We start from the raw sequence: 25295 nt of genomic DNA, 5'->3' as shown, positions 1-25295 counted from the left end.
GCGCGCGTAATAGTTGAGCAGATCGTGCGGGCCCTGGCTCATCGCATCGCCTCTTCATACGTGGTGCCTGGATACTCGGCGAACGCGCGCGGCAGATCGATAATCAGGTCCAGAGTGGCGAGAAGGGCAATAGAGCGAGGGATGGCGATCATGTCTGACTCCTGATTCGGCAATGGTTGCCCGGGAGACAGAAGAAACCCGCCTCCAGGGCGGGTTTTTTGCAAACGTCGGCTAACCCGCCATGACTGGAATGACGGTAATAATAATCTGGCCGAGGTTGTGCTTGATGAGGTTCATGAGCAGGAGGTTAGGTCGACACTGGCATGCAAGTCAATAGCGCCCGTCCGCTAGAGAGTTGAGGGGAGTGCTGAATCGGCCGCGGTCTTTTTCGTCTGTTTGACAGGAATCAACATTTTTATTTCACATTGGCACTTTAATGTTGATCTTGCGGTCAGTTATTTCAGCTTTGATTATCACCCCCACTCACTCAGCCAAGAGGGCGAAGAAATGGACGAATACCAGGAAGAACTACTTGAATACCGTGCATCGGAACTGGACCCGGTAGAGCCTGCCGACGACGCTACCGAACTGTGAACGGCTTCATGCGCTTTGACGCTGGCTGCGGCGGAACTCTCCCGGAGTCTGCCCGTTCCAGCGTTTGAAGGCGCGTTGAAAGGCTTCGGCAGAAGCGAATCCCAGCAGGTAGGCGATCTCCCCGAACGCCAGTTCAGTGTCGCGAATATAAGTCATCGCCAGATCGCGCCGCGTGTCATTGAGCACTGCGCGAAAGCATGTACCTTCCTCGGTCAGCTTGCGGCGCAGCGTCCAGGTGGGCAGTTTGAGTCTTGCCGCCACTTCCTCCAGATCCGGTTCACTTCCGCCGTTCAATAGCGGCCCCAGCAATTGAATGATGCGTTCACGCAGGCTGCGGGTGCGGGTCTGTTGTTCCAGTTCGCTTTCGCACAGCTGCAACAGGTGCCGCCAGGTACTTGGGCAATGGTCCGGGTTGCGTAATGCCAGGCTGGTCTGATCCAGACGCAGTTGATTGGTCGCCGCGCCAAACACCATCGGGTTATCACTCAAAGCGGCGTACTGCGCGGCATAGTCAGGCGCTTCGAATTCGATCTCGATGCGTTGTGCGCGCAGTTCTGTACCTGCCAGCGTCGAAAGCTGAGCCAGCCAGCCACCTAGAATCGAGTCCACCACAAACCTGTTGTAAGCGTTATAGGGGCTGATCGAATAGAAGCGCATCCAGGCGCCGCCGGCATCCTCGTGGAAACTCGACTGGCCGCGATAATTGGAACCGTACAAGGGCTCAAAGCGAATCAGCGTGCGCGCCGCCTCGCGCACGTTGGGTGCCTGGGCCGCAGTGATACCGGCCAGACCTGCCTGTGCAAAACGACTGAGCTGGCCCATGCGCAACCCCAGCCCGGGCTGGCCGGTCAGTTGGATGGCGGCATGCCCCAGGCGCATGTAGCGCGGGATCGATAGCCGCGCTCGCGCCTGGCTCAGGCGAATCGGGTCAAGACCGTACTGCTCCAGCAGCGCGTCAGGGTTCCTGTCGAAACTGTTGACCGCATCAGTCAGGCTCTGGATGAAACCCACCGACAGATCACCGAGGCGCAGCGTCAGGGTCGGCATCGTCAAAGCCAGAGGTTGATCAGGCGCGCGCCGCCAGTGGCAGCATTTTCCTGCTGCGGCTCGGCGATCGTTTGCCCTGCGTGGCTGGCAAAACTTTGCCCGGCCACGCCCTGATTCCAGAACTGTCCGCGCATGAATACACTGATTCCGGCCTGCGCAGTGCTTTGCGGAGCACGGCCGGTCAATGTCAGGTGATGCCAGGCTTCGCCCTCACTAGGCGTTTCGTTCGGCACGTCGATGTCTGAGTGCCGAGGCTTGCGCCACGGTTGGGACCAGGCGGCCTTGCCGATCACAAAGGCCGGCACCGCAATCAGTTGTGCACCGCTCTGGTTCAGGCGCGCGTAATTCTCCGGGTACCAGCTGTCGCTACCGATCAGCACCCCCAGACGCCCGGCCGGGGTGTCGACCACATACAACGGTGCGTCGCTTGCCGTGTGCACATAACGCCTCTGATAGCGCTCGGCGTACAACTGACGCTGCGGCTGACCGAGCGGCAGGCCATCGCTGCCAAATGTCAGGCTGCTGTTATACAGGGCGCCGCTGCCGACTTTCAGCTGACCGCCTTCGACACTGGGATCGGGCAGCACAATTGAACCGGCTACCAGTGTGACGCCGAACTCTCTGGCCAGCCCGCCAAACAGTGTCTGATAGTCCCGCGCCATCGATCGGGCCTTGATCCGCAGGTGGGCGTCATCCAGACGGTCCCGGCCTTCGGCCCGCAGCACCGCTTTGATGAATTGCAGCGGGTTGCTCCACGACAGCCAGTCCATGGCCTCATCCAGCGTGGCAGCTTGATAGAGCTGATCCTTCTCGCCACTGGCGAACAGCCAGGTGCCGATATGTTCCGGCAGTACCACCACCGTTCGTGGGTTGATCAGGCCATTTTCACGGGCCTGTTGCAGATAAGCGGCGAGCTTGCGGTGCAGTCGCTCAATGTTCTGGTAATCAGTCGGAAACAGCTCGGGCTCGATCCCCAGCAGATTGCCGCGTTCTCCGGGCTGGCCTTCATTGATGGCCAGACGAATGCGCAGATCGGACAGGTAGTGACCCGCCGGGCGTTGTCCGGTCCAGATTGCGTAGCTGACAAGGCTGGCAATACTCAGCAGGACCAGGCAGATGGCGAAGAATTTGCGCATAAAAAGATCGAATGACGGCCATCGGGAAATTGTCGACTAGGGTAGGGCGGCGTCGGGCGCTTGCCAAGTGCCACTGCGCGTTTGGATCAATAACTTGTCACTTTCGGTCATTGAGTGTGTGGCGGGATGCGTCTTTACTGTTGCCCATGAACCAGAGGACCCGCAGAGGTCCTTGCTATTCCGTGATTGACTCGATGGAGCTTCGCCATGACTGCTGCTCATTATCCGCACCTGCTGGCCCCCCTGGACCTGGGCTTCACGACCTTGCGCAACCGCACCCTGATGGGCTCGATGCACACCGGTCTTGAAGAGCGGCCGGGCGGCTTCGAGCGCATGGCGACCTACTTTGCCGAGCGTGCCCGCGGCGGGGTCGGGCTGATGGTCACCGGTGGCATCGCGCCCAATGAAGAGGGTGGTGTCTATGACGGCGCGGCGAAGCTAACCAACGCTGAAGAAGCGGAGCACCATCGCATCGTGACGCGTGCGGTGCACGAGGCTGGCGGCAAGATCTGCCTGCAGATTCTCCATGCCGGTCGTTACGCCTACAGCCGCAAGCAGGTCGCGCCGAGCGCCATTCAGGCGCCGATCAACCCGTTCACGCCGCGAGAGCTGGACGAAGAGGGCATCGAAAAGCAGATCGCCGATTTCGTGACCTGTTCGACGCTGGCGCGCAGTGCCGGTTATGACGGTGTCGAAATCATGGGTTCGGAAGGCTACTTCATCAATCAGTTCCTGGCCGCGCATACCAATCACCGCACCGACCGTTGGGGCGGCAGTTATGAAAACCGTATGCGTCTGGCGGTCGAGATTGTCAGGCGCGTACGTGAGGCGGTCGGGGCACACTTCATCATAATCTTTCGCCTGTCGATGCTCGATCTTGTGGAAGGCGGCAGCAGCTGGAAAGAAATCGTCGAGCTGGCCAAGGCGGTCGAGCAGGCCGGAGCGACCCTGATCAACACCGGTATCGGCTGGCATGAAGCGCGCATTCCGACCATCGCCACCAAGGTGCCGCGCGCCGCGTTCAGCAAGGTCACTGCCAAGCTGCGAGGCTCGGTGAACATCCCGCTGATTACCACCAACCGGATCAATACCCCGGAAGTTGCCGAGCGCATTCTCAGCGAAGGTGATGCGGACATGGTCTCAATGGCTCGTCCGTTTCTGGCCGATCCCGAGTTCGTCAACAAGGCCGCTGCGGGCCATGCCGAACGCATCAACACCTGCATCGGCTGCAATCAGGCGTGCCTCGACCACACCTTCGGCGGCAAGCTGACCAGCTGTCTGGTCAATCCGCGTGCCTGCCACGAGACCGAGCTCAATTACCTGCCCACCCTGCAGGTCAGGAAAATTGCCGTAGTGGGCGCCGGGCCTGCCGGTCTGGCCGCCGCAACGGTTGCCGCACAGCGCGGGCATGAGGTGACGCTGTTCGATTCGGCCAGCGAAATCGGCGGCCAGTTCAATATCGCCAAGCGCGTGCCAGGCAAGGAGGAATTCGCCGAAACCCTGCGTTACTTCCGCAACAAAGTGCAGGAGACGGGTGTTCAGTTGCGCCTCGGCAATCGGGTAAAGGCCGCAGACTTGCTGGGCGCAGGTTTTGACGAGGTGATTCTGGCGACCGGCATCGCGCCGCGCACACCGGCCATCCCCGGTATCGATAACCCCATGGTGTTGAGCTATCTGGACGTCATATTGCAGCGCAAGCCGGTCGGGCGCCGCGTGGCAGTGATAGGTGCGGGTGGCATCGGTTTCGATGTGTCGGAATTTCTCGTGCATCAAGGCGTGGCCACCAGTCTGGATCGCGAGGCTTTCTGGAAAGAGTGGGGCATCGACACGACCTTGCAGGCCCGCGGCGGTGTCGCCGGAGTCAAGCCCGAAGTCCACGCGCCGGCACGTCAGGTGTTTCTCTTGCAGCGCAAGAGTTCCAAGGTCGGCGACGGCCTGGGCAAGACCACCGGCTGGATTCACCGCACGGGGCTCAAGAACAAACAGGTGCAGATGCTCAATGCCGTGCAGTACCTGAAAATCGACGATGCAGGGCTGCATATTCGCATTGGCGAAGACGGCGAGGAAAAGCTGCTGGCGGTGGATAACGTGGTGATCTGTGCCGGGCAGGACCCGTTGCGTGAACTGTATGACGAACTGCTCAACGGCGGGCAAAGCGTGCACCTGATTGGCGGCGCGGACGTTGCCGCAGAGCTGGACGCCAAACGGGCCATCGACCAGGGCTCACGTCTGGCCGCCACCCTGTGACAGACAATGCCTGATTCAGGGCCTCGCGCCGCAGCCTGCTGATCGACGAAGACCCTGAAACGGCTTGTCTGTAGACTACGGCGCATGATGCTTGACGCCCTCGGCTGGCAACCCACTGCGCCCTTGGAACGCTTGAACCTGCCCTGGCTGCAAGACGCCGGGGTCGAGGTTGCGATTCTGCGTCTGGACCTTATCGATGCGCTGATCAGCGGCAACAAGTGGTTCAAGCTCAGCGAGCACCTGAGCCTGGCTGTGGACTCGGGTGCCGAGGGACTGATCAGCCTCGGCGGAGCGCACTCCAATCATTTGCATGCCCTGGCCGCTGCAGGCAAGCGCTTCGGTTTCCCGACGGTCGGCCTGCTACGTGGTCATGCCCAGCAGACGCCGACGGTGCTCGATCTGCAGGCTTTCGGTATGCAACTGCACTGGCTGGGTTACGCCGGCTATCGTGAGCGGCATGCTGCTGGCTTCTGGTCGACCTGGCAGTCCCGCCATCCCGGTCTTTATCCGATTGCAGAAGGCGGTGGCGGGCTTGCTGGTGCTCTGGGTTGCGGTCGATTGCGGGCAATGGTCGAAGAGCAACTCGGGCATCTGGGTTGGGGCGATTACCACGGATGGTGGCTGGCGGCAGGCACCGGTACCACGCTGGCCGGCTTGCTGTTGGCAGAGGCGGGCGTTCGTCCGGTGTATGGGGCGATGGCTGTGCCCGAGGATCACGGGGTCGCGCAAAACATTATCGCGGTGCTGAGTGAGGCGGCTGGTGCGCAGGCCGACGCCAGTACGTGCCTGCCTCCCAACTGTGTTCTGCTTGATGCCAGCCGCGGCGGTTTTGCCAGAACCGACGCGGCGCTGCTCGATTTCATTGCCGCCTGCGAGGCTCAGAGCGGCATACCCCTGGAACCACTGTACACCGGCAAGGCGTTGCTGGCCCTGCATGATGAGGTGCTGGCCGGTCGTTTCGCGCCCGGCACCCGCCTGGTCTTCGTCCACACCGGCGGCCTTCAGGGGCGGCGCGCGATGGGCCTGTAAACCACGTGGCAGAGCCTTTGGCACGAATTCTGCGCAGTTCGATGGCGAGACGTCGGCCCTGACTACGTGGATGACACTTCTGGAGAGGGGCATCCGGGTCGCTGTCTCGATAATCGATCCATTCCAGATCAAGACGTCGAGGCCAGTCATGACAACTCCTACCGTAGAGCAAGTCGATCCTGCCACGCTGAAAAAAGTCATCGTCGCTGCGGCCATCGGCAACTTTGTCGAGTGGTTCGATTTTGCTGTGTATGGCTTTCTGGCAACGACGATCGCGCTGCAGTTCTTCCCCAGCGGCGACAGCAGTGCGGCGTTGCTGAAAACCTTTGCCGTGTTCGCCGTGGCCTTCGCCTTCCGACCGCTGGGCGGGATTTTCTTCGGCATGCTGGGTGACCGGATCGGGCGCAAGAAAACCCTGGCGATGACCATCCTGCTGATGGCCGGTGCCACCACACTGATCGGCCTGTTACCGACCTATGCTGCGATCGGTGTGATGGCGCCGGTGCTGCTGACCATCATTCGCTGCGCGCAGGGTTTTTCGGCCGGCGGGGAGTATGCCGGCGCCTGTGCTTACCTCATGGAGCACGCCCCCCGCACGCAACGTGCCTGGTACGGCAGTTTCGTTCCGGTCTCGACGTTCTCCGCATTCGCTGCTGCGGCAGTGGTGGCTTACGCGCTGGAGTCATTTCTGTCGACCGAGACGATGGGTAACTGGGGCTGGCGTCTGCCGTTTCTGATTGCTGCACCGCTGGGGCTGGTCGGGCTGTACCTGCGCTGGAAGCTCGATGAAACCCCGGCGTTTCAGGCGGTCGCTCAAGAACACGCCGTTGCCCATTCGCCACTCAAGGACACCTTGCGCCATCACGCGGCGGCGATGTGCTGCCTGGGCGCATTCGTGTCGTTGACGGCGTTGTCGTTCTACATGTTCACCACCTATTTCGCGACCTACCTGCAAGTGGCCGGTGGGTTGAGCAGGGCAACGGCGCTGCTGGTCTCGTTGATCGCTCTGGCCTTCGCCGCCGCCCTCTGCCCACTGGCCGGTGCCTATTCGGATCGGGTAGGGCGCCGGGTCACGATGGCAACGGCCTGCATTCTGTTGATGATCGTGGTGTTTCCATCATTCCTGATGGCCAGCTCCGGCTCGTTCATCGCCTCGATCATCGGCGTCATGCTGCTCGCCGTGGGCGCAGTGCTGTGCGGCGTGGTAACGGCCGCACTGCTGTCGGAAACCTTTCCCACCCGTACCCGCTACACCGCCTCGGCGATCACCTACAACATGGCCTACACCCTGTTCGGCGGCACCGCGCCGCTGATGGCCACCTGGCTGATCAGCATGACCGGCAGCAACCTGTCGCCCGCGTTCTACCTCATCGTAGTTGCAGCGCTGGCAATGGCCGGCGGCATGGCCCTGCCGGAAACCTCGAAAATCTCGTTGCATGATGTGCCTGTTGCAGGTGAGGAGCCGGTGGTGGGGTCAATTGCCTGAGTGCGGGAGTGGTGCGTTAAAACCCGCAGCCTCTGCTGCAAGCGCTTTTCAACAGCGAAGGAACCCGACGAAGTCGGGCCGGAAACGGAGCTGGGACTTTGCTTGCTTTGGTCCCTCAAAGTAAGGCGCCGTAAGGGCGCAAAGGTGACCTGAGCCAAACACCAATACTCCTGACATCACAGAACCGCCGTGTGACGCAGAGCGTCACGAACTGCATTACCACGCGGAGCGTGGGAACGAGAATCCGAGTCGAACTTCAATCCGCCTGATGTCACAGAGCCGCTGTGTGACGCGGAGCGTCACGAACTGCATTACCACGCGGCGCGTGGGAACGAGAATCCGAGTCGAACTTCAATCCGTCTGATGTCACAGAGCCGCTGTGTGACGCAGAGCGTCACGAAAGGTATTTCCGTCAGCAAAAACGCAACAAAACGTGGCACAGTCGCCCCGAAAAATGGCACATTGGCGCGCCCCGATACGCGTGACACATCTTGTAATCATCCGTACCGGGCGACCCGCGAACCCTTTTACGGATAAATACCATGGCGACCAGTGCTCCGCCCGCGACGGCGAAGGCCTCGACCACCTCCCAAGCCAGCCCGCTGGTGATGCGCATCATCGGTGCCGTCGCCCTCGCGCACCTGGTCAATGACCTGATTCAAGCCATCCTTCCGTCAATCTACCCCATGCTCAAGGCCAGCTACGACCTGAGCTTCACCCAGATCGGCCTGATTACCCTGACATTTCAGATCACCGCCTCGCTGCTGCAGCCCTGGGTCGGTTATTACACTGACCGCCATCCCAACCCGCTGGTACTGCCCGTCGGATCGATCTGCACGCTGATCGGCATCGTGATGATGTCGGTGGTCGGCAGCTTCCCCTTGATCCTGCTGGCCGCTGCATTGATCGGCATCGGCTCTTCGACGTTCCATCCGGAAGCCTCGCGTATCGCGCGACTGGCCTCCGGTGGTCGCTACGGGCTTGCGCAATCGACCTTTCAGGTCGGTGGCAACACGGGCACGGCGTTCGGACCATTGTTGGCAGCGGCGATCATCATCCCGTTCGGCCAGGGCAATGTCGCCTGGATCGGGCTGTTTGCGTTGTTCTCGCTGGGGCTGCTGTACGCAATCAGCCGCTGGTATCGCGCGCACCTCAATCTGTTCAAGCTCAAGGCCGGTCAGGCCGCGACTCATGGTCTGTCCAGAAAGCGTGTGATTGCCTCCTTGGCAGTGCTGGCGTTTCTGGTGTTTTCCAAGTTCTTCTACATGACCAGCCTGACCAGCTATTTCACCTTCTACCTGATCGAGAAATTTGACCTGTCGGTCGCCAGCTCGCAGTTGCACCTGTTCCTGTTTCTGGGCGCCGTGGCGGCAGGGACCTTTTTCGGTGGGCCGATCGGTGACCGCATTGGCCGCAAGGCGGTGATCTGGTTCTCGATTCTTGGCGCTGCGCCGTTCACCCTGGCGCTGCCCTACGCCGATCTGTTCTGGACCAGCGTACTCAGTGTGATCATTGGCTTTGTACTGGCCTCGGCGTTTTCCGCCATCGTGGTCTACGCCCAGGAGCTGGTGCCTGGCAACGTGGGCATGATTGCCGGGCTGTTCTTCGGCCTGATGTTCGGCTTCGGCGGCATCGGTGCTGCCTTGCTTGGCTATCTGGCCGACAGCCACGGCATCCTGTTCGTCTACACGCTGTGCTCCTACCTGCCGCTGCTCGGCATCCTCGCGATTCTTCTGCCTCGGACCAAATAATGCTGATAGCAACGCTGATTTTCCTGTTCACCATCACGCTGGTCATCTGGCAACCCAAGGGCCTGGGCGTAGGCTGGAGTGCCGTACTGGGGGCAATCCTGGCGTTGCTGACAGGCGTCGTGCATTTCAGTGACATCGCTGTGGTGTGGGGCATCATCTGGAATGCCACGGCGACCTTCATTTCGCTGATCATCATCACGCTGCTGCTCGATGAAGCCGGTTTCTTTGCCTGGGCAGCGCTGCATGTGGCGCGCTGGGGCAAGGGTAACGGACGCCGTCTGTTTGCCTTGTTCGTGCTGTTCGGCGCGCTGGTGTCGGCCTTGTTCGCCAACGATGGTGCCGTGCTGATCCTCACCCCGATCGTCATTGCCATGATGCTGGCGTTGCGCTTTTCGCCTGCCTCGACGCTGGCGTTCGTCATGGCGGCCGGTTTCATCGCCGATACGGCCAGCCTGCCGCTGGTGGTCTCGAACCTGGTGAACATTGTGTCGGCGGATTACTTCAAGATCGGTTTCAACCGTTACGCAGCGGTCATGGTGCCGGTGAATCTGGCCAGTGTCGCCGCCACCCTGGCCGTGCTGATGTGGTACTTCCGTCGGGACATTCCCGCCGAGTTCGAGCCCGAGCATCTGGACAAGCCGGAAACGGCTATCCACGACCGCGCCACGTTTCTGGCCGGTTGGGCGGTGTTGCTGATTCTGCTGGTGGGCTGTTTCGCCCTTGAGCCGCTGGGCATCCCGATCAGTGCGATCTCGTCAGTGTGCGCAGTGTTGCTGCTGGGCATCGCCGCCAAAGGGCATACGATCAAGACGCGCAAGGTGATGAAAGAAGCACCGTGGCACATCGTGGTCTTTTCGCTGGGTATGTACCTGGTGGTCTATGGCCTGCGTAACGCCGGGCTGACCGATTACCTGGCCAATCTGCTGGACTGGTTCGCGGGCTATGGTATCTGGGGCGCGGCGATGGGCACCGGTGTGATGACCGCGTTCCTGTCTTCGATCATGAACAACATGCCCACGGTACTCATCGGGCTGCTGTCCATCGACGCAAGTCATGCCAGCGGCGCCATCCAGGAAGCGATGATCTACGCCAACGTGATCGGCAGCGACCTCGGCCCGAAAATCACCCCTATCGGCAGCCTGGCCACGCTGCTCTGGCTGCATGTCCTGGAGCGCAAGGACATCACTATCAGCTGGGGCTATTACTTCAAGGTCGGCATCGTCCTGACCGTGCCTGTGCTGCTGGTCACACTGGCTGCGCTGGCATTGCGGTTGAGTTGAGCGGATGACGGGTGTCGGCCCAAGCTGTGTAAAAACTACTGCGCTCGGCAATACTGCTTTAAAAACAGGCGAAAAATGCTCATTTGGAACACCTAGAGTCGGTCGCGACCCCGGCCGTTTTCGCCTGTTTTCGCCTGTTTTTGCCTTGTCTTGCCTTCGCTCGTGACGTTTTTACACAACCTGGGCCAGATTCGGCCACAGGTCCGACACCAGAAACAGCCGCTCGGCTTCCTCCCAATTGCCCTCTGCATTTTCCCTGAGGCGCACCAATAGCTGCGCCGGGGCCAGCGGGTCGAGCTCACTCAGCCAGTCGTGCAACTGCTGATCGCTCCACGCCTGGTTGTAGAGTGCCGGCGCCAGCCAGGCATGGCGCGGCAAGGGCTGCCAGCGTCCCGGCTGGCTTTGCGCAAGGAACGACTGCCAGTCACGCTGGTGCAGCCAGCGACCCTTGAGGTGCTGCGGATGAATGCCGGCAGGGGATTGGCATGAGCCTGGCCACGGGTACAACAGATAGCCGCCCAGCCACAACCGTGCATTGAACGCCTCGACCCCCAGCGCTGCCAGCGTCGCCCGGCTTTCCGGACGTGCGGACATTGGCAACTGATGCTGGCTCAGATGGGTCAGCTTGCGGTCCAGCCGGTCCTGACAGCCAGGCCCCAGCCAGTGCGCCGGATCGCGGCCATCGCCGTCCTGCGGCCCGAGGTAGAGCTTGATCGCCAGTTCGACGTGGTGCACGCCTTCACCATCCCGCAACAGCATGTCCAACTCGCCCAGCGTCTGATTGCCAAGCCTGATGGGCAGGTTGGCGGCGATTATTTCCACCCCCGGTGCATGCTGCACGGCGAATTGCCAGAGCCGTTCGTAATAGCGGCCCAGTCTTCGTGTGCTGGCTTGCGCCAGCCAGTCTTCCAGCGGACGGCTGTCGTGGTCCAGTTGCCAGAGAAAATCCGCCAGCTGCTGTGGGGCTTTCACCCAGTCGCTGCCCGCCAGTGGATGGCGTTGCGGCCAGGGTGCGGTTTCAAGCATGGGCGGGGCGAGGATCACCCAGGCAAGGTCGCGCACTTCGGAATGCCGCAATCGGCGGGGGAGATCGATCAGGCCGGGGAATAGAGTCATGCGCCGAGAATAGCGTGAGTCGCCACCGACAGACAGCGTGTTCGGCAAGCGGCCGGTGCGCACGGGTATTTTTTGCTTCGCAGACAACACATGACGTACGACGTGCGACGGGATGATCATCGAATAAAGAAAGGTTATCGAAAACTATCAGTGGCCTTCTCTTTGTGCAAACTGTCATTCATATCCAGTATATTGTTTGCGTCAAACAATTCAGGCACTGCTCAATGATGTTCATTGGCCGGTCTGTCTCAATTGTGGTCACCTGGTGGTGAACGTCATTCAATCAGTCGGTCGACTCGTGGGCTGCCTAATATAGGCAGTCTTCATGCGGCGGATATTCGACTCGGCAAATCGGATGCCTGGAGTTTTCTATGAACGGTGATATGCAGGCCCGGATAAAACAACTGCTCTCACCCGCCATTGCCCGTGTGCAATGTATTGCCATCGTTTGTTGGCTGGTTGTTCTGTCGGTCACGCCGTATCTGCAATTCGGTCTGCCGGAAATGCTGCTGACCCTTGGCCTGCTGGGGGCGTGCGCCTGGCAATACCGCGCGGTCGACTTCAGAGTCTGGCGATGTATGAGCATGACATTCGTGATCATTGTGGCACTGTGCTTTTCAAGGGCGGGCCATTTGCGCACCGGGATGGACATCAACTGGTCACTCTCGGTCGCCGTGATGATTATCCTGTGTTCGACATTGTTAGTGGTGTATACACGGGATTATCTTCTGGTCGCGGTACTCGCCTGGTGTATTCTCTCTCCCGCTCAAGGATTGGACACGGACAGTGTCGCGACTCTGTTCATGACACTGTTCTTTATCACGTCGGTCAGTCTGGGCAGTGTGATGAATCACACTTACACGCGCACACTTCGTACGGTATTGAGTCTGGAACATCAGTTTCGCGAACTGTCGCTGACCGATGACCTGACCGCCATATTGAATCGTCGGGCACTGATGCAGGCACTGGATAAACATGTGCTGAATAACTCCGCGGGTTATTTTCTGATGCTCGATATTGATGACTTCAAAACCATCAATGATCAATTTGGCCACGACGCCGGTGATCAGGCACTTCGCGTGATGGCTGGCTGCCTGCAAAAGACTGTGGGCAGTCTCGCCTTCGGACGCATGGGCGGAGAGGAGTTCGGCGTGATCCTGCCAATGTGCAGTGAAGATGAAGCTCGGGAATATGTGCTGAACCTGCTGGACTGCATCAGAAAATCACTCGCTGTCAGCCCGCTGACCTGCAGTGCCGGGCTGGCCGACATCCCAGCGGCAGTGGACAGCTCGGAAGTGCTCAAGACGGCCGACATCAATTTGTATCAGGCCAAGCGGGGCGGCAAGGACCGGGCATTCTGGCGAGGTGCGCAGATAGGCGGCCATCGAGCGGGCGGCGTCAGTGTGGAATGCGATAAAACCCGCGCTCTGACACGGTAGGCAGGCATCGGACTTTAGCGTGCTGCCCATACCCTGTTGCAAGGTCCGCGAAACCCTTTTTAAACCCCGGTTTGCTGCTGTCAGGCCCTTTCGCCCATAATCACGTTTTTAAAGTCGTATCGAACCCGCAGCAGGAGCCTCATGGAGCAATTTCGCAATATCGGCATCATCGGTCGCCTGGGCAGTGTTCAGGTGCTCGAGACCGTTCGCCGACTCAAGAGATTCCTGCTGGACCGCCACCTGCACGTCATTCTCGAAGAGACAATCGCCGAGGTCCTGCCCGGTCATGGCCTGCAGACCTCATCGCGCAAGATGCTCGGCGAGGTCTGCGACATGGTCATTGTGGTCGGCGGCGACGGCAGCCTGCTGGGCGCAGCGCGGGCGCTGGCCCGGCATAACGTTCCGGTGCTGGGCATCAACCGTGGCAGCCTGGGCTTTCTGACCGACATCCGTCCCGACGAGCTGGAGGTCAAATGTGCCGAAGTGCTCGACGGGCATTACCTGGTTGAAAACCGCTTTCTGCTCCAGGCCGAAGTGCGTCGCCACGGCGAGGCCATCGGTCAGGGCGATGCGCTCAACGACGTGGTGCTGCACCCCGGCAAGTCCACGCGCATGATCGAATTCGAGATCTACATCGACGGTCAGTTCGTGTGCAGTCAGAAGGCCGACGGCCTGATCGTCGCCACGCCGACCGGATCGACGGCCTACGCGCTGTCTGCGGGCGGGCCGATCATGCACCCCAAGCTCGACGCCATCGTCATCGTGCCGATGTACCCGCATACCCTGTCCGGGCGGCCCATCGTGGTCGACGGCAACAGCGAGCTGAAAATCGTGGTGTCCAAGGACATGACCATTTACCCACAAGTGTCGTGCGACGGTCAGAATCACTTCACCTGTGCACCGGGTGACACCATTACGGTCAGCAAGAAACCGCAGAAACTGCGTCTGATCCATCCGTTGGATCACAATTATTACGAGGTCTGCCGCACCAAGCTCGGCTGGGGCAGCAAGCTCGGCGGCGGGGGCGATTAATGCTCGATCCGGCGCGTGGCTATGATCTGATCGGTGACGTGCACGGGTGTGCCCATACCCTCGAGCACTTGCTGGAGCTTCTCGGTTACCGTCTGCAGGCTGGCGTTTGGCGCCATCCCGAGCGCATCGTCATCTTCCTCGGCGACATCATCGACCGCGGCCCGCGCATTCGCGAATCGCTGCACATTGTTCGCGACATGGTTCAGGCCGGTCAGGCGTTGTGCATCATGGGCAACCACGAGTTCAACGCGCTGGGCTGGGTGACGCCGGCCCTGTCCGAAAGCGGTCACCAGTTCGTGCGCGAGCACACCCCGCGTCATGCGCGGCTGATCGGCGAGACCCTGGCGCAGTTCGAGCAGTATCCGGATGAGTGGAGCGAGTTCGTCAATTGGTTCTACGAGTTACCGCTGTACCTCGATGCCGGTCGCTTCAGGGTCGTGCATGCCTGCTGGGATGCGACCCTGATCGATCCGCTGCGTGGCCTGCATGGTACGGGGTGTATCGACAAGCATTTCGTCCAGGCATCGGCAGTACCCGGCAGCTTCGCCAGTAATGTCTTCAATCGTCTGCTGCGTGGCACCGACATGCGTCTGCCGCACGGCCTGACCCTGACTGGCGGTGATGGACTGACCCGCGAATTCTTCCGCACCAAATTCTGGGAGGATGATCCGCAAACCTATGGCGACGTGGTCTTTCAGCCGGACGCCTTGCCCGAAGGGGTTGCCAAGACGCCGCTGTCCACATCGGAAAAAAACGCGTTGCTGCGGTATGGCATCAATGAGCCGCTGCTGTTTGTCGGTCATTACTGGCGCAGCGGCATCCCTGCGCCCATCCGGCCTAACCTGGCCTGTCTGGATTACAGCGCCGTGCTCTACGGCAAACTGGTCGCCTATCGGCTGGACCAGGAAACACAAATCGATCCGGACAAATTCGTCTGGGTAGATGTGCAGCGTCCCGAGGTTTGAGAATGAGTCCTGTAGCTGTCCTGCGCTTGCCGCTGAGCACCGACCTGAGCGGTTTTATCAGGTTGTTGCTGCGCTTGCAGATTCCTCACCGAGTCAGTGAAGAGGCTGGCGAGCAAGTCCTGTGGGTGCCGGACGCGCCGCGACTGGTCGAAGAAGTGCGCGAGTTGTACACGCGCTTCCCCGAAGGCGACGAGCACGTTCAACTGGCGCAAGACACCGTGAACTCCACCTACAAGCCGCCCGGCCTGATCGAGCAGTTACGCAGCAGTCCGGTGACGGCCCTGGTGTTGCTGGTCACCTTGCTGGTGGCCGGCTTGACGCTGCTGGGCGATAACCTTGAGGCCGTCCGCTGGCTGACCTTTCAGGATTTCCGCATCAATGGCGAGTACGCAACGTTTCTGCCATTGTCCGAAAGCCTCGCGTCCGGGCAGTGGTGGCGCATCATCTCGCCCATGCTGATCCACTTCGGCATCCTGCACCTGGCCATGAACGGCATGTGGTTCTGGGAGCTGGGGCGGCGGATTGAAATTCGTCAGGGCAGCCTGTCGTTGCTGTTGCTGACCTTGCTGTTCTCGTCGGTCTCAAATTACGTGCAGTACCTGTTCAGCGGCCCAAGCCTGTTTGGCGGATTGTCCGGCGTGCTGTATGGCCTGCTCGGGCATTGCTGGATTTTCCAGATGCTGGCGCCCAACCCGGTCTATCGCCTGCCACGCGGGGTGTTGATCATGATGCTGGTCTGGCTGGCGCTGTGCCTGTCCGGGCTGGTGAGCATGCTCGGCTTCGGCGAGATCGCCAACGGTGCGCATGTCGGCGGGCTGATCATCGGTTGTGTCACCGGGCTGCTGGGTGGTGCGATTGCACGCCGCAAGGCCTAGAATTACCCGCTATTTTCTGGAGTGCGCCATGTCGTCTTTTATAGAAATGATCGAAAACATCACCCCGGATATCTACGAGAGCCTGAAACTGGCTGTGGAAATCGGCAAATGGTCCGACGGTCGCAGGCTCACTCAAGAGCAGCGTGAACTGTCCCTGCAGGCGCTGATCGCCTGGGAAGCGCAGAACCTGCCGGAAGACCAGCGTACGGGCTACATGGGGCCGCAGGAATGCGCCTCGAAATCGGCCTCGGTGCCCAATATCCTGTTCAAATCGGATGCTATTCATTGATCGAAATTGGTCGCGGAGCAGTCAACAAAATGTCGGCGCGTCAGGATGACACGTCGTGTGTGCAATACGCTTTTCGCCTGGGCGACACCGAGATAGCAGTCAACCCGCTGATCGGCAAGACGCTGCGTCTGGAGTTTCTCGGCGCCATTCATTGCAGTCATTGCGGGCGCAAGACCAAGTCCAGCTACAGCCAGGGTTACTGCTACCCGTGCATGCTCAAGCTGGCGCAGTGCGACCTGTGCATCATGAGCCCGGAAAAATGCCATCACGACCAGGGCACCTGCCGTGATCCGGCGTGGGGCGAGCAGTTCTGCATGACCGATCACATCGTTTACCTGGCCAATTCGTCAGGCGTGAAGGTCGGTATTACCCGCTCAACGCAGTTGCCGACCCGCTGGCTGGACCAGGGTGCAAGCCAGGCTCTGCCGATCCTGCGCGTAGCAACCCGCCAACAGTCCGGCTTCGTCGAAGACCTGCTGCGCAGCCAGGTGGCCGATCGTACCAACTGGCGTGCCTTGCTCAAGGGTGACGCTCAACCCGTCGACCTCAAGGCCATTCGCCAGGAGCTGTTCGACAGTTGCGGCGCAGGGCTGCTGGGATTGCAAGAACGATTCGGGCTGCAGGCCATCCAATTGTTACATGACGCCGAGCCTGTCGAGTTTCGTTACCCGGTCGAGGCGTATCCGACCAAGATTGTCAGCTTCAATCTGGACAAGAACCCGATTGCCGAAGGCACGCTGCTGGGGATCAAGGGCCAATACCTGATTTTCGACACCGGCGTGATCAATATTCGCAAGTACACGGCCTATCAGCTGGCCGTGCATCAGTAGAAGGATTCCAGCATGCGCACCGAACAACCGAAAATGATCTACCTGAAGGATTACCAGGCTCCCGAGTACCTCATCGATGAGACGAACCTGACCTTCGAACTGTTCGACGACCACTCGCTGGTTCACGCGCAACTGGTTATGCGCCGCAACCCCGAGCGTGGCGCAGGCCTGCCGCCGCTGGTGCTGGATGGTCAGCATCTGGAACTGGTCTCGGTCAAACTGAGCGATGTCGAGCTGAGCGCTGCGGATTATCAGTTGACCGACGATCACCTGACCCTGCACCCACAGGCTGAAAGCTTTACGGTCGACAGCACCGTGCGCATCCATCCGGAATCCAACACCGCGCTGGAAGGGCTGTACAAGTCCAGCGGCATGTTCTGCACCCAGTGCGAGGCCGAAGGCTTCCGCAAGATCACCTATTACCTCGACCGTCCTGACGTGATGAGCAAGTTCACCACCACCGTCAGCGCCGACAAGCAGGGCTTCCCGATCCTGCTGTCCAACGGTAACCCGGTGGCCAGCGGCGAAGAAGAGGGTGGTCGGCACTGGGCGACCTGGGAAGACCCGTTCATGAAACCGGCCTACCTGTTCGCGCTGGTGGCCGGTGATCTGTGGTGTATCGAAGACACGTTCACCACCATGAATGAGCGGAATGTGACCCTGCGTATCTACGTCGAGCCGGAAAACATCGACAAGTGCCAGCACGCCATGACCAGCCTGAAGAAGTCCATGCGTTGGGACGAAGAGACCTACGGTCGCGAGTACGACCTGGACATCTTCATGATTGTCGCGGTCAACGACTTCAACATGGGCGCGATGGAGAACAAGGGCCTCAACATCTTCAACTCCAGTGCCGTGCTGGCGCGTGCCGAGACGGCGACCGATGCCGCACACCAGCGTGTCGAAGCGATTGTCGCCCACGAATACTTCCACAACTGGTCGGGCAATCGCGTGACCTGCCGTGACTGGTTCCAGCTGTCGCTCAAGGAAGGCTTCACGGTGTACCGCGACGCCGGTTTCTCGGCCGACATGAACTCGGCCACGGTCAAGCGTATCCAGGACGTTGCCTACCTGCGTACCCACCAGTTCGCCGAGGACGCAGGCCCGATGGCGCACGCCGTGCGTCCGGACAGCTTCATCGAAATCTCCAACTTCTACACCCTGACCGTGTACGAGAAGGGTTCGGAAGTGGTCGGCATGCTTCACACCCTGCTGGGTGCTGAAGGCTTCCGCAAGGGCAGCGATCTGTATTTCGAACGCCACGATGGCCAGGCCGTGACCTGCGACGACTTCATCAAGGCCATGGAAGACGCCAATGGCGTCGACCTGACCCAGTTCAAGCGCTGGTACAGCCAGGCGGGCACGCCGCGTCTGGCGGTCAGCGAGTCGTACGATGCTGCGGCCAAAACCTACAGCCTGACCTTCCGCCAGAGCTGCCCGACCACACCAGGCCAGCCTGGCGATCAGAAGCAACCTTTCGTGATCCCGGTTGAACTGGGGCTGCTGGACAGCAAGGGTGGCGAAATTGCCCTGCGTCTGGCGAACGAAACGGCGGCGACCGGCACCTCACGAGTGTTGTCGGTTACTGAAGCCGAGCAGACCTTCACCTTCGTCGATGTCGCGGAAAAGCCGCTGCCTTCGCTGCTGCGTGGCTTCTCTGCACCGGTCAAGCTGAGCTTTCCGTATGGCCGCGACCAACTGATGTTCCTGATGCAGCACGACAGCGATGGTTTCAATCGCTGGGATGCCGGTCAGCAGTTGTCGGTTCAGGTATTGCAGGAGCTGATCGGCCAGCATCAGCAAGGCCAAAAACTGGTCATGGATCAGCGTCTGATCACTGCACTGGGTACCGTGCTGGCGGATGATGACCTGGATCAGGCGATGGTCGCGGAAATGCTCTCGTTGCCGGGCGAAGCTTATCTGACCGAAATCAGTGAAGTGGCCGACGTTGATGCCATTCACGCTGCTCGCGAGTTTGCCCGTCAGCAACTGGCAGAGGGGCTGTTCGACGGGCTGCTGGCGCGCTATCAGGCCAACCGTGAAGTGTCGAAGGTCACGCCTTATGTGGCCGAAGCCGCGCACTTTGCCCGTCGTGCCCTGCAGAATATCGCGCTGTCGTACCTGATGCTCAGCGGCAAGCCGGAGGTGCTGGCAGCCACCATTGATCAGTTCGATACCAGCGACAACATGACCGAGCGCCTGACTGCGCTGGCCGTGCTGGTCAATTCACCGTTCACTGCCGAGCGCGACAAGGCGCTCGCGGTGTTTGCCGAGAACTTCAAGAGCAATGCTCTGGTCATGGATCAGTGGTTCAGCGTCCAGGCGGCGAGCACGCTGCCAGGCGGCCTGCAGCGTGTGCAGGAATTGATGAAACACCCGGCCTTCAGCATCAAGAACCCGAACAAGGTGCGCGCCCTGATCGGTGCCTTCGCCGGGCAGAACCTGGTCAACTTCCACGCGGCTGATGGCTCCGGCTACCGCTTCCTGGCGGACCTGGTGATCGAGCTGAACGCGCTGAACCCGCAGATCGCTTCTCGTCAATTGGCACCACTGACCCGCTGGCGCAAATACGACAGCGCCCGTCAGGCGCTGATGAAGGCCGAGCTGGAGCGCATCCTCGCCTCCGGCAAACTGTCGGCGGACGTGTATGAAGTGGTGAGCAAAAGCCTGGCTGAATAAGGGTTTGTGCTGTGCCTATTGCCTGAACTGCGTGGGTGATAAAGGCGCTGTCCGCTGCTGCGGACAGCGCCTTTTTTGATTTGTGTGCCAATGCTCAAAGCGCTCATCGCAATGCGCTCATCTCGTGGGAGCGAGCTTGCTCGCGAAGGCGATGGTTGCAACGCCTCTGTCCGTGGATTGTACCGGCACCTTCGCGAGCAAGCCCGCTCCTGCAGAGACTGGCGTTTATCCAGTTACCAGGGTTTCAGCCATCCGGTTTTCAGAATTCATCTCGTGTTGTGTAACGACGATAAGAATTCACTCCTGAAAATCTCACATGTGATGCGTATCTATCTTCAGAAACATCTGATACGTTGCTTACCTGATTCACGGCCAGCAGCAAGGGGGAAGCGCCAATGCCTCGTAAAACCCAGGGCGATAACGCAACGGTCCCGGCCAAGGTGTCCAAGAGCTCCACCGATTACATGCGTGAAATGCGCCTGCGGCTCAAGGAGGCGGGGCTGGTGAAGCGCGAATTCTGGATCCGGCCGGAAAATGTCGATGCCTTGCGGGGGATCGAAAAAGCTTTAAGACAGCCCTTTCTGGGCGACAGAATAAAACTGGAGGACTTCATGACCGAGAATACCCACTGGACCATCAGCTCTCTGCAGAAGGCACTCAGCGAACTGGAACTGGTGACGAACGGCAAGATCGAGCTCGATGTGACCGAGGGCGATGCCTCGGGAATCAGGCTGACCATGGCCGACTACGGCGACCTGCCGATCTACATCGCCGTGGAAGGCGAGCAGATTCTCGCCGACGCGACCTTGATCGAAGTGAACAAGATCAAGAACGTGCAAGCGTTCAACGACGTTGTCCTGCGCAGCCGCGACCTGTTTCCGCTGTCGTCGGTCGGCATCGAAAAGCTGGGCGGCGGTCAGGAAGTCTACTGCCTGTTCGGCGCACTGAGCGCGGCCTCTTCGCTCACTGTAATCGTGCAGGAAATCCTCACACTCGCGGACAACGTGATCCGTGCGGCCGATGCTTTTGAAGATCATTTCATCTACTGAACAGCGCTGTCAGGCGGAGAACATTCATGACTACAAGTATCTGGAAAAAACTGGTGACCGCTGTTCGTGGCGGCGCTTCCGAAGTGGGCGAGTCGATTGCCGACGCCAATGCCATCCGCATTCTGGACCAGGAAATCCGTGACGCCGAGAACGCGCTGGTCAAGGCCCGCGACGGGCTGATCACCATCAAGGCCAAGCACAAACTCTCGGCGCAGCGTCTTGAAGAACACGCCACCAGCATCGCCAACTGGGAAGGTCGCGCCCTGCAGGCCCTCGATAAGGGTGAAGAAGCGCTGGCTGTCGAATGTGCAAACAAGATTGCCGAAATCGAAGCCCTGCGTGATCAGGAGCAGGCGCTGGCCGATCAGTTCAGCAAGCAGGTCAACCTGCTGCAGGATCAGGTGATCAAGGCCGAGTCGCGAATCAAGAGCCTCAAGCAGCAGGTCGAGATGGCCAAGGCCCGTGAAACCGTGCAAAAGGCTCGCGTTGCAACGGCCACCGCAACCGGCGGTGCCAGCGGCGCCGTGGAAACCGCAGTGGGTTCGCTGGCACGCCTCAAGCAGCGTCAGGACGAACAGGATGCCAAGCTCGAAGCGGCTGAAGAACTGGCCAGCCAGTCCAGCGGCAGCGATCTGGAACGTCGTCTGCAGGATGCCGGGATCGGTGCCAAAAGCGGCGGTGCGCAGGATGTACTGGCGCGCCTGAAAGCCAAAAGTCAGACGCCGGCTCAGTAAGCGCTGCAACAAGGTGGACGAGGGTGGTGCATGGCGTTTTCCCGACGACTCAAGGTCATCCTCGTCCTCTCGGCCGTGTTGATTGCGGTACAGGCAATCAACTCGGTCACCGACAACAGTCTGGTCCATTTCGGTATCATGCCGCGCAGCCTCATCGGGTTGCGCGGCATTGTGTTTGCGCCCTTTCTGCACGGGTCGATTCAGCACTTGCTCAGCAATCTGTTGCCGTTCATTGTGCTGAGCTGGCTGGTGGCGACCGAGGGTGTCAGGCGTTATGCATGGGTCGCCGGGCTGATCTGCCTGCTGGGCGGGCTGCTGGTCTGGAGCTTCGGTCGCAGCAATATCCATGTCGGCGCAAGCGGTCTGATTTTTGGTTTGTGGGCTTATCTGCTGGCGCGTGCGTGGTATCAGCGCAGTATCGCCAGCGTGCTGATCGCGCTGCTGGTGCTGGCCGCTTACAGCGGGTTGGTATTCGGCTTCGTTCCGGTGTCCGGCGTGTCGTTCGAATCACATATCGCCGGTGCAGTTGCGGGCGTTTGTGTGGCCTGGCTGATGCATTCCAGGGCATTGCTGGCGCAGAAGTGAGCCAGTCTAATGCGCGGCGGCAGTGCGCCTGTTGCGCTTGAAGAGCGTTATATATCGTCACCCGTCACTGCAAGGAAATGGATTATGAGTTGGTTCAAACGGGCCATGGGCCTGGAAGCCCCCAAGGCATCAGGCCGGGACGGCGTACAACCGGTCAGCACGGTCAGTCCGCTGGGGCTGGCGTCCGGACGCATGCTGTGCCTGGACAGTTCACTGAAGCTGTTGCTCGACGGTCACTCGGAAGTGGTCGTCCCGGGCGATGAAAAGGTCTGGTCCGTAGGGCATATCGATCTTGGCCAGTCCATGGCACTGCATCGTTTTTACCTCGATAACGAGGACTATTTTCTGCAAGTGGTCAGCGACGGCCCCAATCCGGAGGACGTGCAGGACATCATCCTGTTCGGCTACTACAGCGCCGAGCCGATCACCAGCAAGGATGAACTGCTGCGCCTGACCGGGCCATCATCGAAGATCGGCCTGCCGACCTACGAGCACGATGGCGAGGTCTTCGAGCGGCAATGGGGGACTTCCCCTGGCCAGACCGAGCTGACGCCGCTCGATGAAGACATTGTCAGTCCCGACGCAACTTATCGTGTCAAGCACCTGAGCATGCTGTACGCCCGCGAAACGGGACTGATCAACCGCCGTGAATTTCTGCTGTTTTCCGTAGAGGAAGACGAGGAGGGCAGCATCACGCTCACCACGGCGGTCGGCATAACGCTGCAATCCACTGATATCAACGTTCTTTGACAAGGAAATCCTCATGATCGACGCGCTGCGTATGTCGCTCAATGCCACGGCCGTGTTTGGCTTCGTCCTGTACATTCTGGTGGCGGTCATCCTGTTCGCGCTGTTCCAGTTCATCTACAGCCGGATCACCCCACACAAGGAGTTTGCGCTGATTCGCGAGAACAACAGTGCCGCCGCGCTGGCGTTGGGTGGTTCGCTGATCGGTTTCGCGCTGCCGGCCAGTAACATCATCAGCTACAGCATCAGCATTCTGGACGTGATCGTCTGGGTGGTGATTGCCGCCATTGTGCAACTGCTGGCGTTCGGCGTTACCAGCCTGGTGCTCAAGGGCCTGTCGACACGCATCGCCAAGGGCGAAATGGCAGCAGCCATCTATTCGGCCAGCGTCGCGATCAGCGTCGGTCTTCTCAATGCCGCCTGCATGACCCCGTCGGTCTGACGGCAGCCTTGAACAAGGAGACTCACGATGAGACGTAGTTCAGTAAAACTGGTACTCGCCGGTGCACTGCCGCTGGCCCTTGCCGGGTGTGGCCCGTCCGAGAAAAAGGACACCGTCAACGCCAAGGCCAACTTCAGTTCGGTGCAGGAATGCGTCGATGCCAAGGTGCCGGTGAATATCTGTTCGGATGCCTACATGCAGGCGCTGTCCGATCATCGCCGCATTGCGCCGACCTATGATGACAAGGCGTCCTGCGACGCGGACTTCGTACCGGATTATTGCCAGGTCACCTCTGACGGCAAGTACATGCCCAAGCTCGGCGGCTTCGAACTGGGCTTTTCCGGGCAAGTGCCGAAAGAGGCACTCGACCGTGCCAATCAGGAAGTCAACCAGTCTGCTCCGGCAGGCATGAGTGGCACCACCGGGCTGATGGCCGGGCTGCTGATCGGCAATCTGCTCAGCAACGGCTTCGGCAATAACCGCTATTACTCGCAGCCCATCTACCAGACGCGCGATGATCGAGGCGGTTATTACAGCTCGTCGCTGCCCAGTCAGATCGATCGCGGCAAGACCTTCGGCCGTTCCACCCAGGCGCAATCCAGCCCGGATCGCAGCTACGGCAGGAGCACCCTGGGGCGCAATCTGGGCAGCTCTGGGTCCGGTTCGGTGTCATCGACCATCTCGCGCGGCGGCTTCGGCAGCCAGGCTTCGGCACGCAGTGGCTGGGGCGGCAAGAGCAGCAGTGGCAGCAGCAGTTTCGGAGGCTGACGGTTCGCGGCATGAAAAAGATCAGCATCGAGGAACGTCCGGACTGGCGCACGACCGCCGAACGTGAAGGCTTCAACTTTCACACTATCGACGGCGAGCGTTACTGGGACGAGCGCGGGTATTACCTGTTCAGCGAACAGCAGATTACCCGCGATCTTGAAGCGCCCACCCAGGAACTTCACCAGCTGTGCATGGACGCCGTGGCGCGCGTGGTGGACAGCGAAGCGCTGCTCCATCAACTGGCGATTCCGGAAGCGTTCTTCGACCTGATCCAGACCTCGTGGAAGGAGGGACACCCGCATCTGTACGGGCGCTTCGATTTTGCCTACGACGGTACAGGCCCGGCAAAGATGTACGAAATCAATGCCGATACGCCGACCAGTCTGATGGAAGCCGGGGCGGTGCAACTGCTCTGGCTGGAAGAGCAGATGGCGCGCGGCGTGTTGCCTGCGCATGCCACCCAGTTCAACTCGATTGCTGAGGATCTGGTTCGGGCCTTTGCCGAGTTTTCCGGCACGAGTCCGTTCTACTTTTCGGCGATGTCCGGTTCCATCGAAGACCGGGGCACTACCGATTTCCTGCGGCGTATGGCAGCACACGTCGGCATCGATGCGAGGCATATCGATATCGAAGACATCGGCCTCGGCGCTGATGGGCGTTTTGTCGATCTGGACGGGCGCTGGATCGAGCGCTTGTTCAAACTGCACGCGTGGGAGCATATCTTTCACGAGGAATTCGGCCAGCACGTGTCAGCCAGCGGCACTCAGTTTGTCGAACCCGCGTGGAAGGCGATTCTCAGCAACAAGGGGATTTTGCCGTTGTTGTGGCAGTTCAACGAAGGTCATCCGAACCTGCTGCCTGCGCATGTCGACCACGAGCCGAGCAAAGCGGTCCCCAAAGGCTGGGTGCGCAAACCCTACTTTTCCCGTGAGGGTGCCAATATTGAAATGCGTACGCCCGGCGATCAGGTCATCTCGGTCGATGGGCCTTATACCGATGCGCCCTACATTCTGCAGGCGTACTCGCCGCTTCCGCGATTTGGCGACAGCTACACGCTGATCGGCTCCTGGATCATCGGCGATCTTGCGTCAGGGATCGGTATTCGTGAAGACGACAGCCTGATCACCAAGGACACCAGCCGCTTCCTGCCACACGTGGTTATCGACTGAGCGCTG

At 60.1% G+C, this 25295-nt stretch carries 22 protein-coding genes; 19 read left to right on the top strand and 3 right to left on the bottom strand.

The window, feature by feature from the left end; translation table 11 throughout:
• Positions 1 to 600: 600 nt before the first annotated feature.
• Both LCH65_RS20305 and LCH65_RS20300 read right to left on the bottom strand, forming a co-directional pair.
• Entirely contained in the window at positions 601 to 1641 is a 1041-nt protein-coding gene (locus LCH65_RS20305) for an AraC family transcriptional regulator (protein WP_004414173.1), read from the bottom strand.
• Positions 1642 to 1643: 2 nt separating this feature from the next.
• Complete coding sequence (locus tag LCH65_RS20300; RefSeq protein WP_074807877.1) at positions 1644 to 2777, bottom strand: carbon-nitrogen hydrolase family protein; 1134 nt, start codon at positions 2775 to 2777, stop codon at positions 1644 to 1646.
• Positions 2778 to 2984: 207 nt separating this feature from the next.
• Here LCH65_RS20300 and LCH65_RS20295 point away from each other — a divergent pair, with 207 nt between their 5' ends.
• The 5 genes from LCH65_RS20295 to LCH65_RS20275 all read left to right on the top strand — a co-directional run bounded on the left by LCH65_RS20295 (position 2985) and on the right by LCH65_RS20275 (position 10570).
• A complete protein-coding gene (locus LCH65_RS20295; RefSeq protein ID WP_058396661.1) occupies positions 2985 to 5024 on the top strand; it encodes an NADPH-dependent 2,4-dienoyl-CoA reductase in 2040 nt (679 codons plus the stop codon).
• An 84-nt stretch (positions 5025 to 5108) separates the two neighbouring features.
• Positions 5109 to 6053: a pyridoxal-phosphate dependent enzyme gene (locus LCH65_RS20290; RefSeq protein WP_003368449.1), complete on the top strand. Its 945-nt coding sequence runs from the start codon at positions 5109 to 5111 to the stop codon at positions 6051 to 6053.
• 148 nt (positions 6054 to 6201) lie between these two features.
• Positions 6202 to 7539 carry an MFS transporter gene (locus LCH65_RS20285; protein ID WP_003368450.1) on the top strand — a complete coding sequence of 446 codons (1338 nt, stop codon included), beginning with the start codon at positions 6202 to 6204 and terminating at the stop codon, positions 7537 to 7539.
• A 542-nt stretch (positions 7540 to 8081) separates the two neighbouring features.
• Positions 8082 to 9290 carry an MFS transporter gene (locus LCH65_RS20280; protein ID WP_054081184.1) on the top strand — a complete coding sequence of 403 codons (1209 nt, stop codon included), beginning with the start codon at positions 8082 to 8084 and terminating at the stop codon, positions 9288 to 9290.
• Positions 9290 to 10570 carry an arsenic transporter gene (locus LCH65_RS20275; protein WP_003368454.1) on the top strand — a complete coding sequence of 427 codons (1281 nt, stop codon included), beginning with the start codon at positions 9290 to 9292 and terminating at the stop codon, positions 10568 to 10570. The genes LCH65_RS20280 and LCH65_RS20275 overlap by 1 nt, the downstream gene beginning before the upstream one ends.
• A gap of 171 nt (positions 10571 to 10741) precedes the next feature.
• Here LCH65_RS20275 and LCH65_RS20270 read toward each other — a convergent pair whose 3' ends face one another.
• Positions 10742 to 11686, bottom strand: a complete 945-nt coding sequence (locus LCH65_RS20270; RefSeq protein ID WP_058415958.1) for a DUF1853 family protein — start codon at positions 11684 to 11686, stop codon at positions 10742 to 10744.
• A 371-nt stretch (positions 11687 to 12057) separates the two neighbouring features.
• On the opposite strand from LCH65_RS20270, the gene LCH65_RS20265 reads away from it, so the two are divergent.
• The 14 genes from LCH65_RS20265 (at position 12058) to LCH65_RS20200 (ending at position 25289) form a co-directional block, all read left to right on the top strand.
• Positions 12058 to 13125, top strand: a complete 1068-nt coding sequence (locus tag LCH65_RS20265; protein WP_058396657.1) for a GGDEF domain-containing protein — start codon at positions 12058 to 12060, stop codon at positions 13123 to 13125.
• 141 nt (positions 13126 to 13266) lie between these two features.
• A complete protein-coding gene (locus LCH65_RS20260) occupies positions 13267 to 14157 on the top strand; it encodes an NAD(+) kinase (RefSeq protein ID WP_003409651.1) in 891 nt (296 codons plus the stop codon).
• On the top strand, positions 14157 to 15122 hold the full coding sequence (locus LCH65_RS20255) for a metallophosphoesterase (RefSeq protein WP_003409653.1): 966 nt from the start codon (positions 14157 to 14159) through the stop codon (positions 15120 to 15122). The genes LCH65_RS20260 and LCH65_RS20255 overlap by 1 nt, the downstream gene beginning before the upstream one ends.
• A gap of 2 nt (positions 15123 to 15124) precedes the next feature.
• Complete coding sequence (locus LCH65_RS20250) at positions 15125 to 15997, top strand: rhomboid family intramembrane serine protease (protein ID WP_044308661.1); 873 nt, start codon at positions 15125 to 15127, stop codon at positions 15995 to 15997.
• 28 nt (positions 15998 to 16025) lie between these two features.
• Positions 16026 to 16286, top strand: a complete 261-nt coding sequence (locus tag LCH65_RS20245) for a DUF1315 family protein (RefSeq protein WP_226439747.1) — start codon at positions 16026 to 16028, stop codon at positions 16284 to 16286.
• Complete coding sequence (locus LCH65_RS20240; RefSeq protein WP_004414155.1) at positions 16283 to 17116, top strand: DUF2797 domain-containing protein; 834 nt, start codon at positions 16283 to 16285, stop codon at positions 17114 to 17116. The genes LCH65_RS20245 and LCH65_RS20240 overlap by 4 nt, the downstream gene beginning before the upstream one ends.
• A gap of 12 nt (positions 17117 to 17128) precedes the next feature.
• Positions 17129 to 19795, top strand: a complete 2667-nt coding sequence (gene pepN / locus LCH65_RS20235; protein ID WP_072364390.1) for an aminopeptidase N — start codon at positions 17129 to 17131, stop codon at positions 19793 to 19795.
• A gap of 395 nt (positions 19796 to 20190) precedes the next feature.
• Positions 20191 to 20844 (top strand): YjfI family protein, encoded by a 654-nt coding sequence (locus LCH65_RS20230; RefSeq protein ID WP_003368473.1) that lies wholly within the window; start codon positions 20191 to 20193, stop codon positions 20842 to 20844.
• Between the two features lie 26 nt (positions 20845 to 20870).
• On the top strand, positions 20871 to 21578 hold the full coding sequence (locus LCH65_RS20225; protein ID WP_003368474.1) for a PspA/IM30 family protein: 708 nt from the start codon (positions 20871 to 20873) through the stop codon (positions 21576 to 21578).
• 30 nt (positions 21579 to 21608) lie between these two features.
• Positions 21609 to 22163: a rhomboid family intramembrane serine protease gene (locus tag LCH65_RS20220; protein WP_226439746.1), complete on the top strand. Its 555-nt coding sequence runs from the start codon at positions 21609 to 21611 to the stop codon at positions 22161 to 22163.
• An 84-nt stretch (positions 22164 to 22247) separates the two neighbouring features.
• On the top strand, positions 22248 to 22913 hold the full coding sequence (locus LCH65_RS20215; protein WP_003368476.1) for a DUF2491 family protein: 666 nt from the start codon (positions 22248 to 22250) through the stop codon (positions 22911 to 22913).
• Between the two features lie 13 nt (positions 22914 to 22926).
• Positions 22927 to 23352, top strand: a complete 426-nt coding sequence (locus LCH65_RS20210) for a DUF350 domain-containing protein (protein WP_003368477.1) — start codon at positions 22927 to 22929, stop codon at positions 23350 to 23352.
• 27 nt (positions 23353 to 23379) lie between these two features.
• Entirely contained in the window at positions 23380 to 24120 is a 741-nt protein-coding gene (locus tag LCH65_RS20205) for a DUF1190 domain-containing protein (RefSeq protein WP_096136608.1), read from the top strand.
• 11 nt (positions 24121 to 24131) lie between these two features.
• Positions 24132 to 25289 (top strand): glutathionylspermidine synthase family protein, encoded by a 1158-nt coding sequence (locus LCH65_RS20200; RefSeq protein ID WP_046719739.1) that lies wholly within the window; start codon positions 24132 to 24134, stop codon positions 25287 to 25289.
• The last annotated feature ends 6 nt before the right edge of the window (positions 25290 to 25295 follow it).

It is taken from the genome of Pseudomonas sp. MWU16-30316 (genome assembly GCF_020515645.1).
Taxonomy (GTDB): domain Bacteria; phylum Pseudomonadota; class Gammaproteobacteria; order Pseudomonadales; family Pseudomonadaceae; genus Aquipseudomonas; species Aquipseudomonas cerasi.
Note: the sequence above shows the minus strand (reverse complement) of the source record. Positions and strands in the feature narration are given on the sequence as shown.

What these genes read in the sequence shown, in the direction of transcription:
- LCH65_RS20305 (WP_004414173.1), bottom strand. Translation starts at nt 1,641, where the DNA reads ATGCCGACCCTGACGCTGCGCCTCGGTGATCTGTCGGTGGGTTTCATC.
- LCH65_RS20300 (WP_074807877.1), bottom strand. Translation starts at nt 2,777, where the DNA reads ATGCGCAAATTCTTCGCCATCTGCCTGGTCCTGCTGAGTATTGCCAGC.
- LCH65_RS20295 (WP_058396661.1), top strand. Translation starts at nt 2,985, where the DNA reads ATGACTGCTGCTCATTATCCGCACCTGCTGGCCCCCCTGGACCTGGGC.
- LCH65_RS20290 (WP_003368449.1), top strand. Translation starts at nt 5,109, where the DNA reads ATGATGCTTGACGCCCTCGGCTGGCAACCCACTGCGCCCTTGGAACGC.
- LCH65_RS20285 (WP_003368450.1), top strand. Translation starts at nt 6,202, where the DNA reads ATGACAACTCCTACCGTAGAGCAAGTCGATCCTGCCACGCTGAAAAAA.
- LCH65_RS20280 (WP_054081184.1), top strand. Translation starts at nt 8,082, where the DNA reads ATGGCGACCAGTGCTCCGCCCGCGACGGCGAAGGCCTCGACCACCTCC.
- LCH65_RS20275 (WP_003368454.1), top strand. Translation starts at nt 9,290, where the DNA reads ATGCTGATAGCAACGCTGATTTTCCTGTTCACCATCACGCTGGTCATC.
- LCH65_RS20270 (WP_058415958.1), bottom strand. Translation starts at nt 11,686, where the DNA reads ATGACTCTATTCCCCGGCCTGATCGATCTCCCCCGCCGATTGCGGCAT.
- LCH65_RS20265 (WP_058396657.1), top strand. Translation starts at nt 12,058, where the DNA reads ATGAACGGTGATATGCAGGCCCGGATAAAACAACTGCTCTCACCCGCC.
- LCH65_RS20260 (WP_003409651.1), top strand. Translation starts at nt 13,267, where the DNA reads ATGGAGCAATTTCGCAATATCGGCATCATCGGTCGCCTGGGCAGTGTT.
- LCH65_RS20255 (WP_003409653.1), top strand. Translation starts at nt 14,157, where the DNA reads ATGCTCGATCCGGCGCGTGGCTATGATCTGATCGGTGACGTGCACGGG.
- LCH65_RS20250 (WP_044308661.1), top strand. Translation starts at nt 15,125, where the DNA reads ATGAGTCCTGTAGCTGTCCTGCGCTTGCCGCTGAGCACCGACCTGAGC.
- LCH65_RS20245 (WP_226439747.1), top strand. Translation starts at nt 16,026, where the DNA reads ATGTCGTCTTTTATAGAAATGATCGAAAACATCACCCCGGATATCTAC.
- pepN (WP_072364390.1), top strand. Translation starts at nt 17,129, where the DNA reads ATGCGCACCGAACAACCGAAAATGATCTACCTGAAGGATTACCAGGCT.
- LCH65_RS20230 (WP_003368473.1), top strand. Translation starts at nt 20,191, where the DNA reads ATGCCTCGTAAAACCCAGGGCGATAACGCAACGGTCCCGGCCAAGGTG.
- LCH65_RS20225 (WP_003368474.1), top strand. Translation starts at nt 20,871, where the DNA reads ATGACTACAAGTATCTGGAAAAAACTGGTGACCGCTGTTCGTGGCGGC.
- LCH65_RS20220 (WP_226439746.1), top strand. Translation starts at nt 21,609, where the DNA reads ATGGCGTTTTCCCGACGACTCAAGGTCATCCTCGTCCTCTCGGCCGTG.
- LCH65_RS20215 (WP_003368476.1), top strand. Translation starts at nt 22,248, where the DNA reads ATGAGTTGGTTCAAACGGGCCATGGGCCTGGAAGCCCCCAAGGCATCA.
- LCH65_RS20210 (WP_003368477.1), top strand. Translation starts at nt 22,927, where the DNA reads ATGATCGACGCGCTGCGTATGTCGCTCAATGCCACGGCCGTGTTTGGC.
- LCH65_RS20205 (WP_096136608.1), top strand. Translation starts at nt 23,380, where the DNA reads ATGAGACGTAGTTCAGTAAAACTGGTACTCGCCGGTGCACTGCCGCTG.
- LCH65_RS20200 (WP_046719739.1), top strand. Translation starts at nt 24,132, where the DNA reads ATGAAAAAGATCAGCATCGAGGAACGTCCGGACTGGCGCACGACCGCC.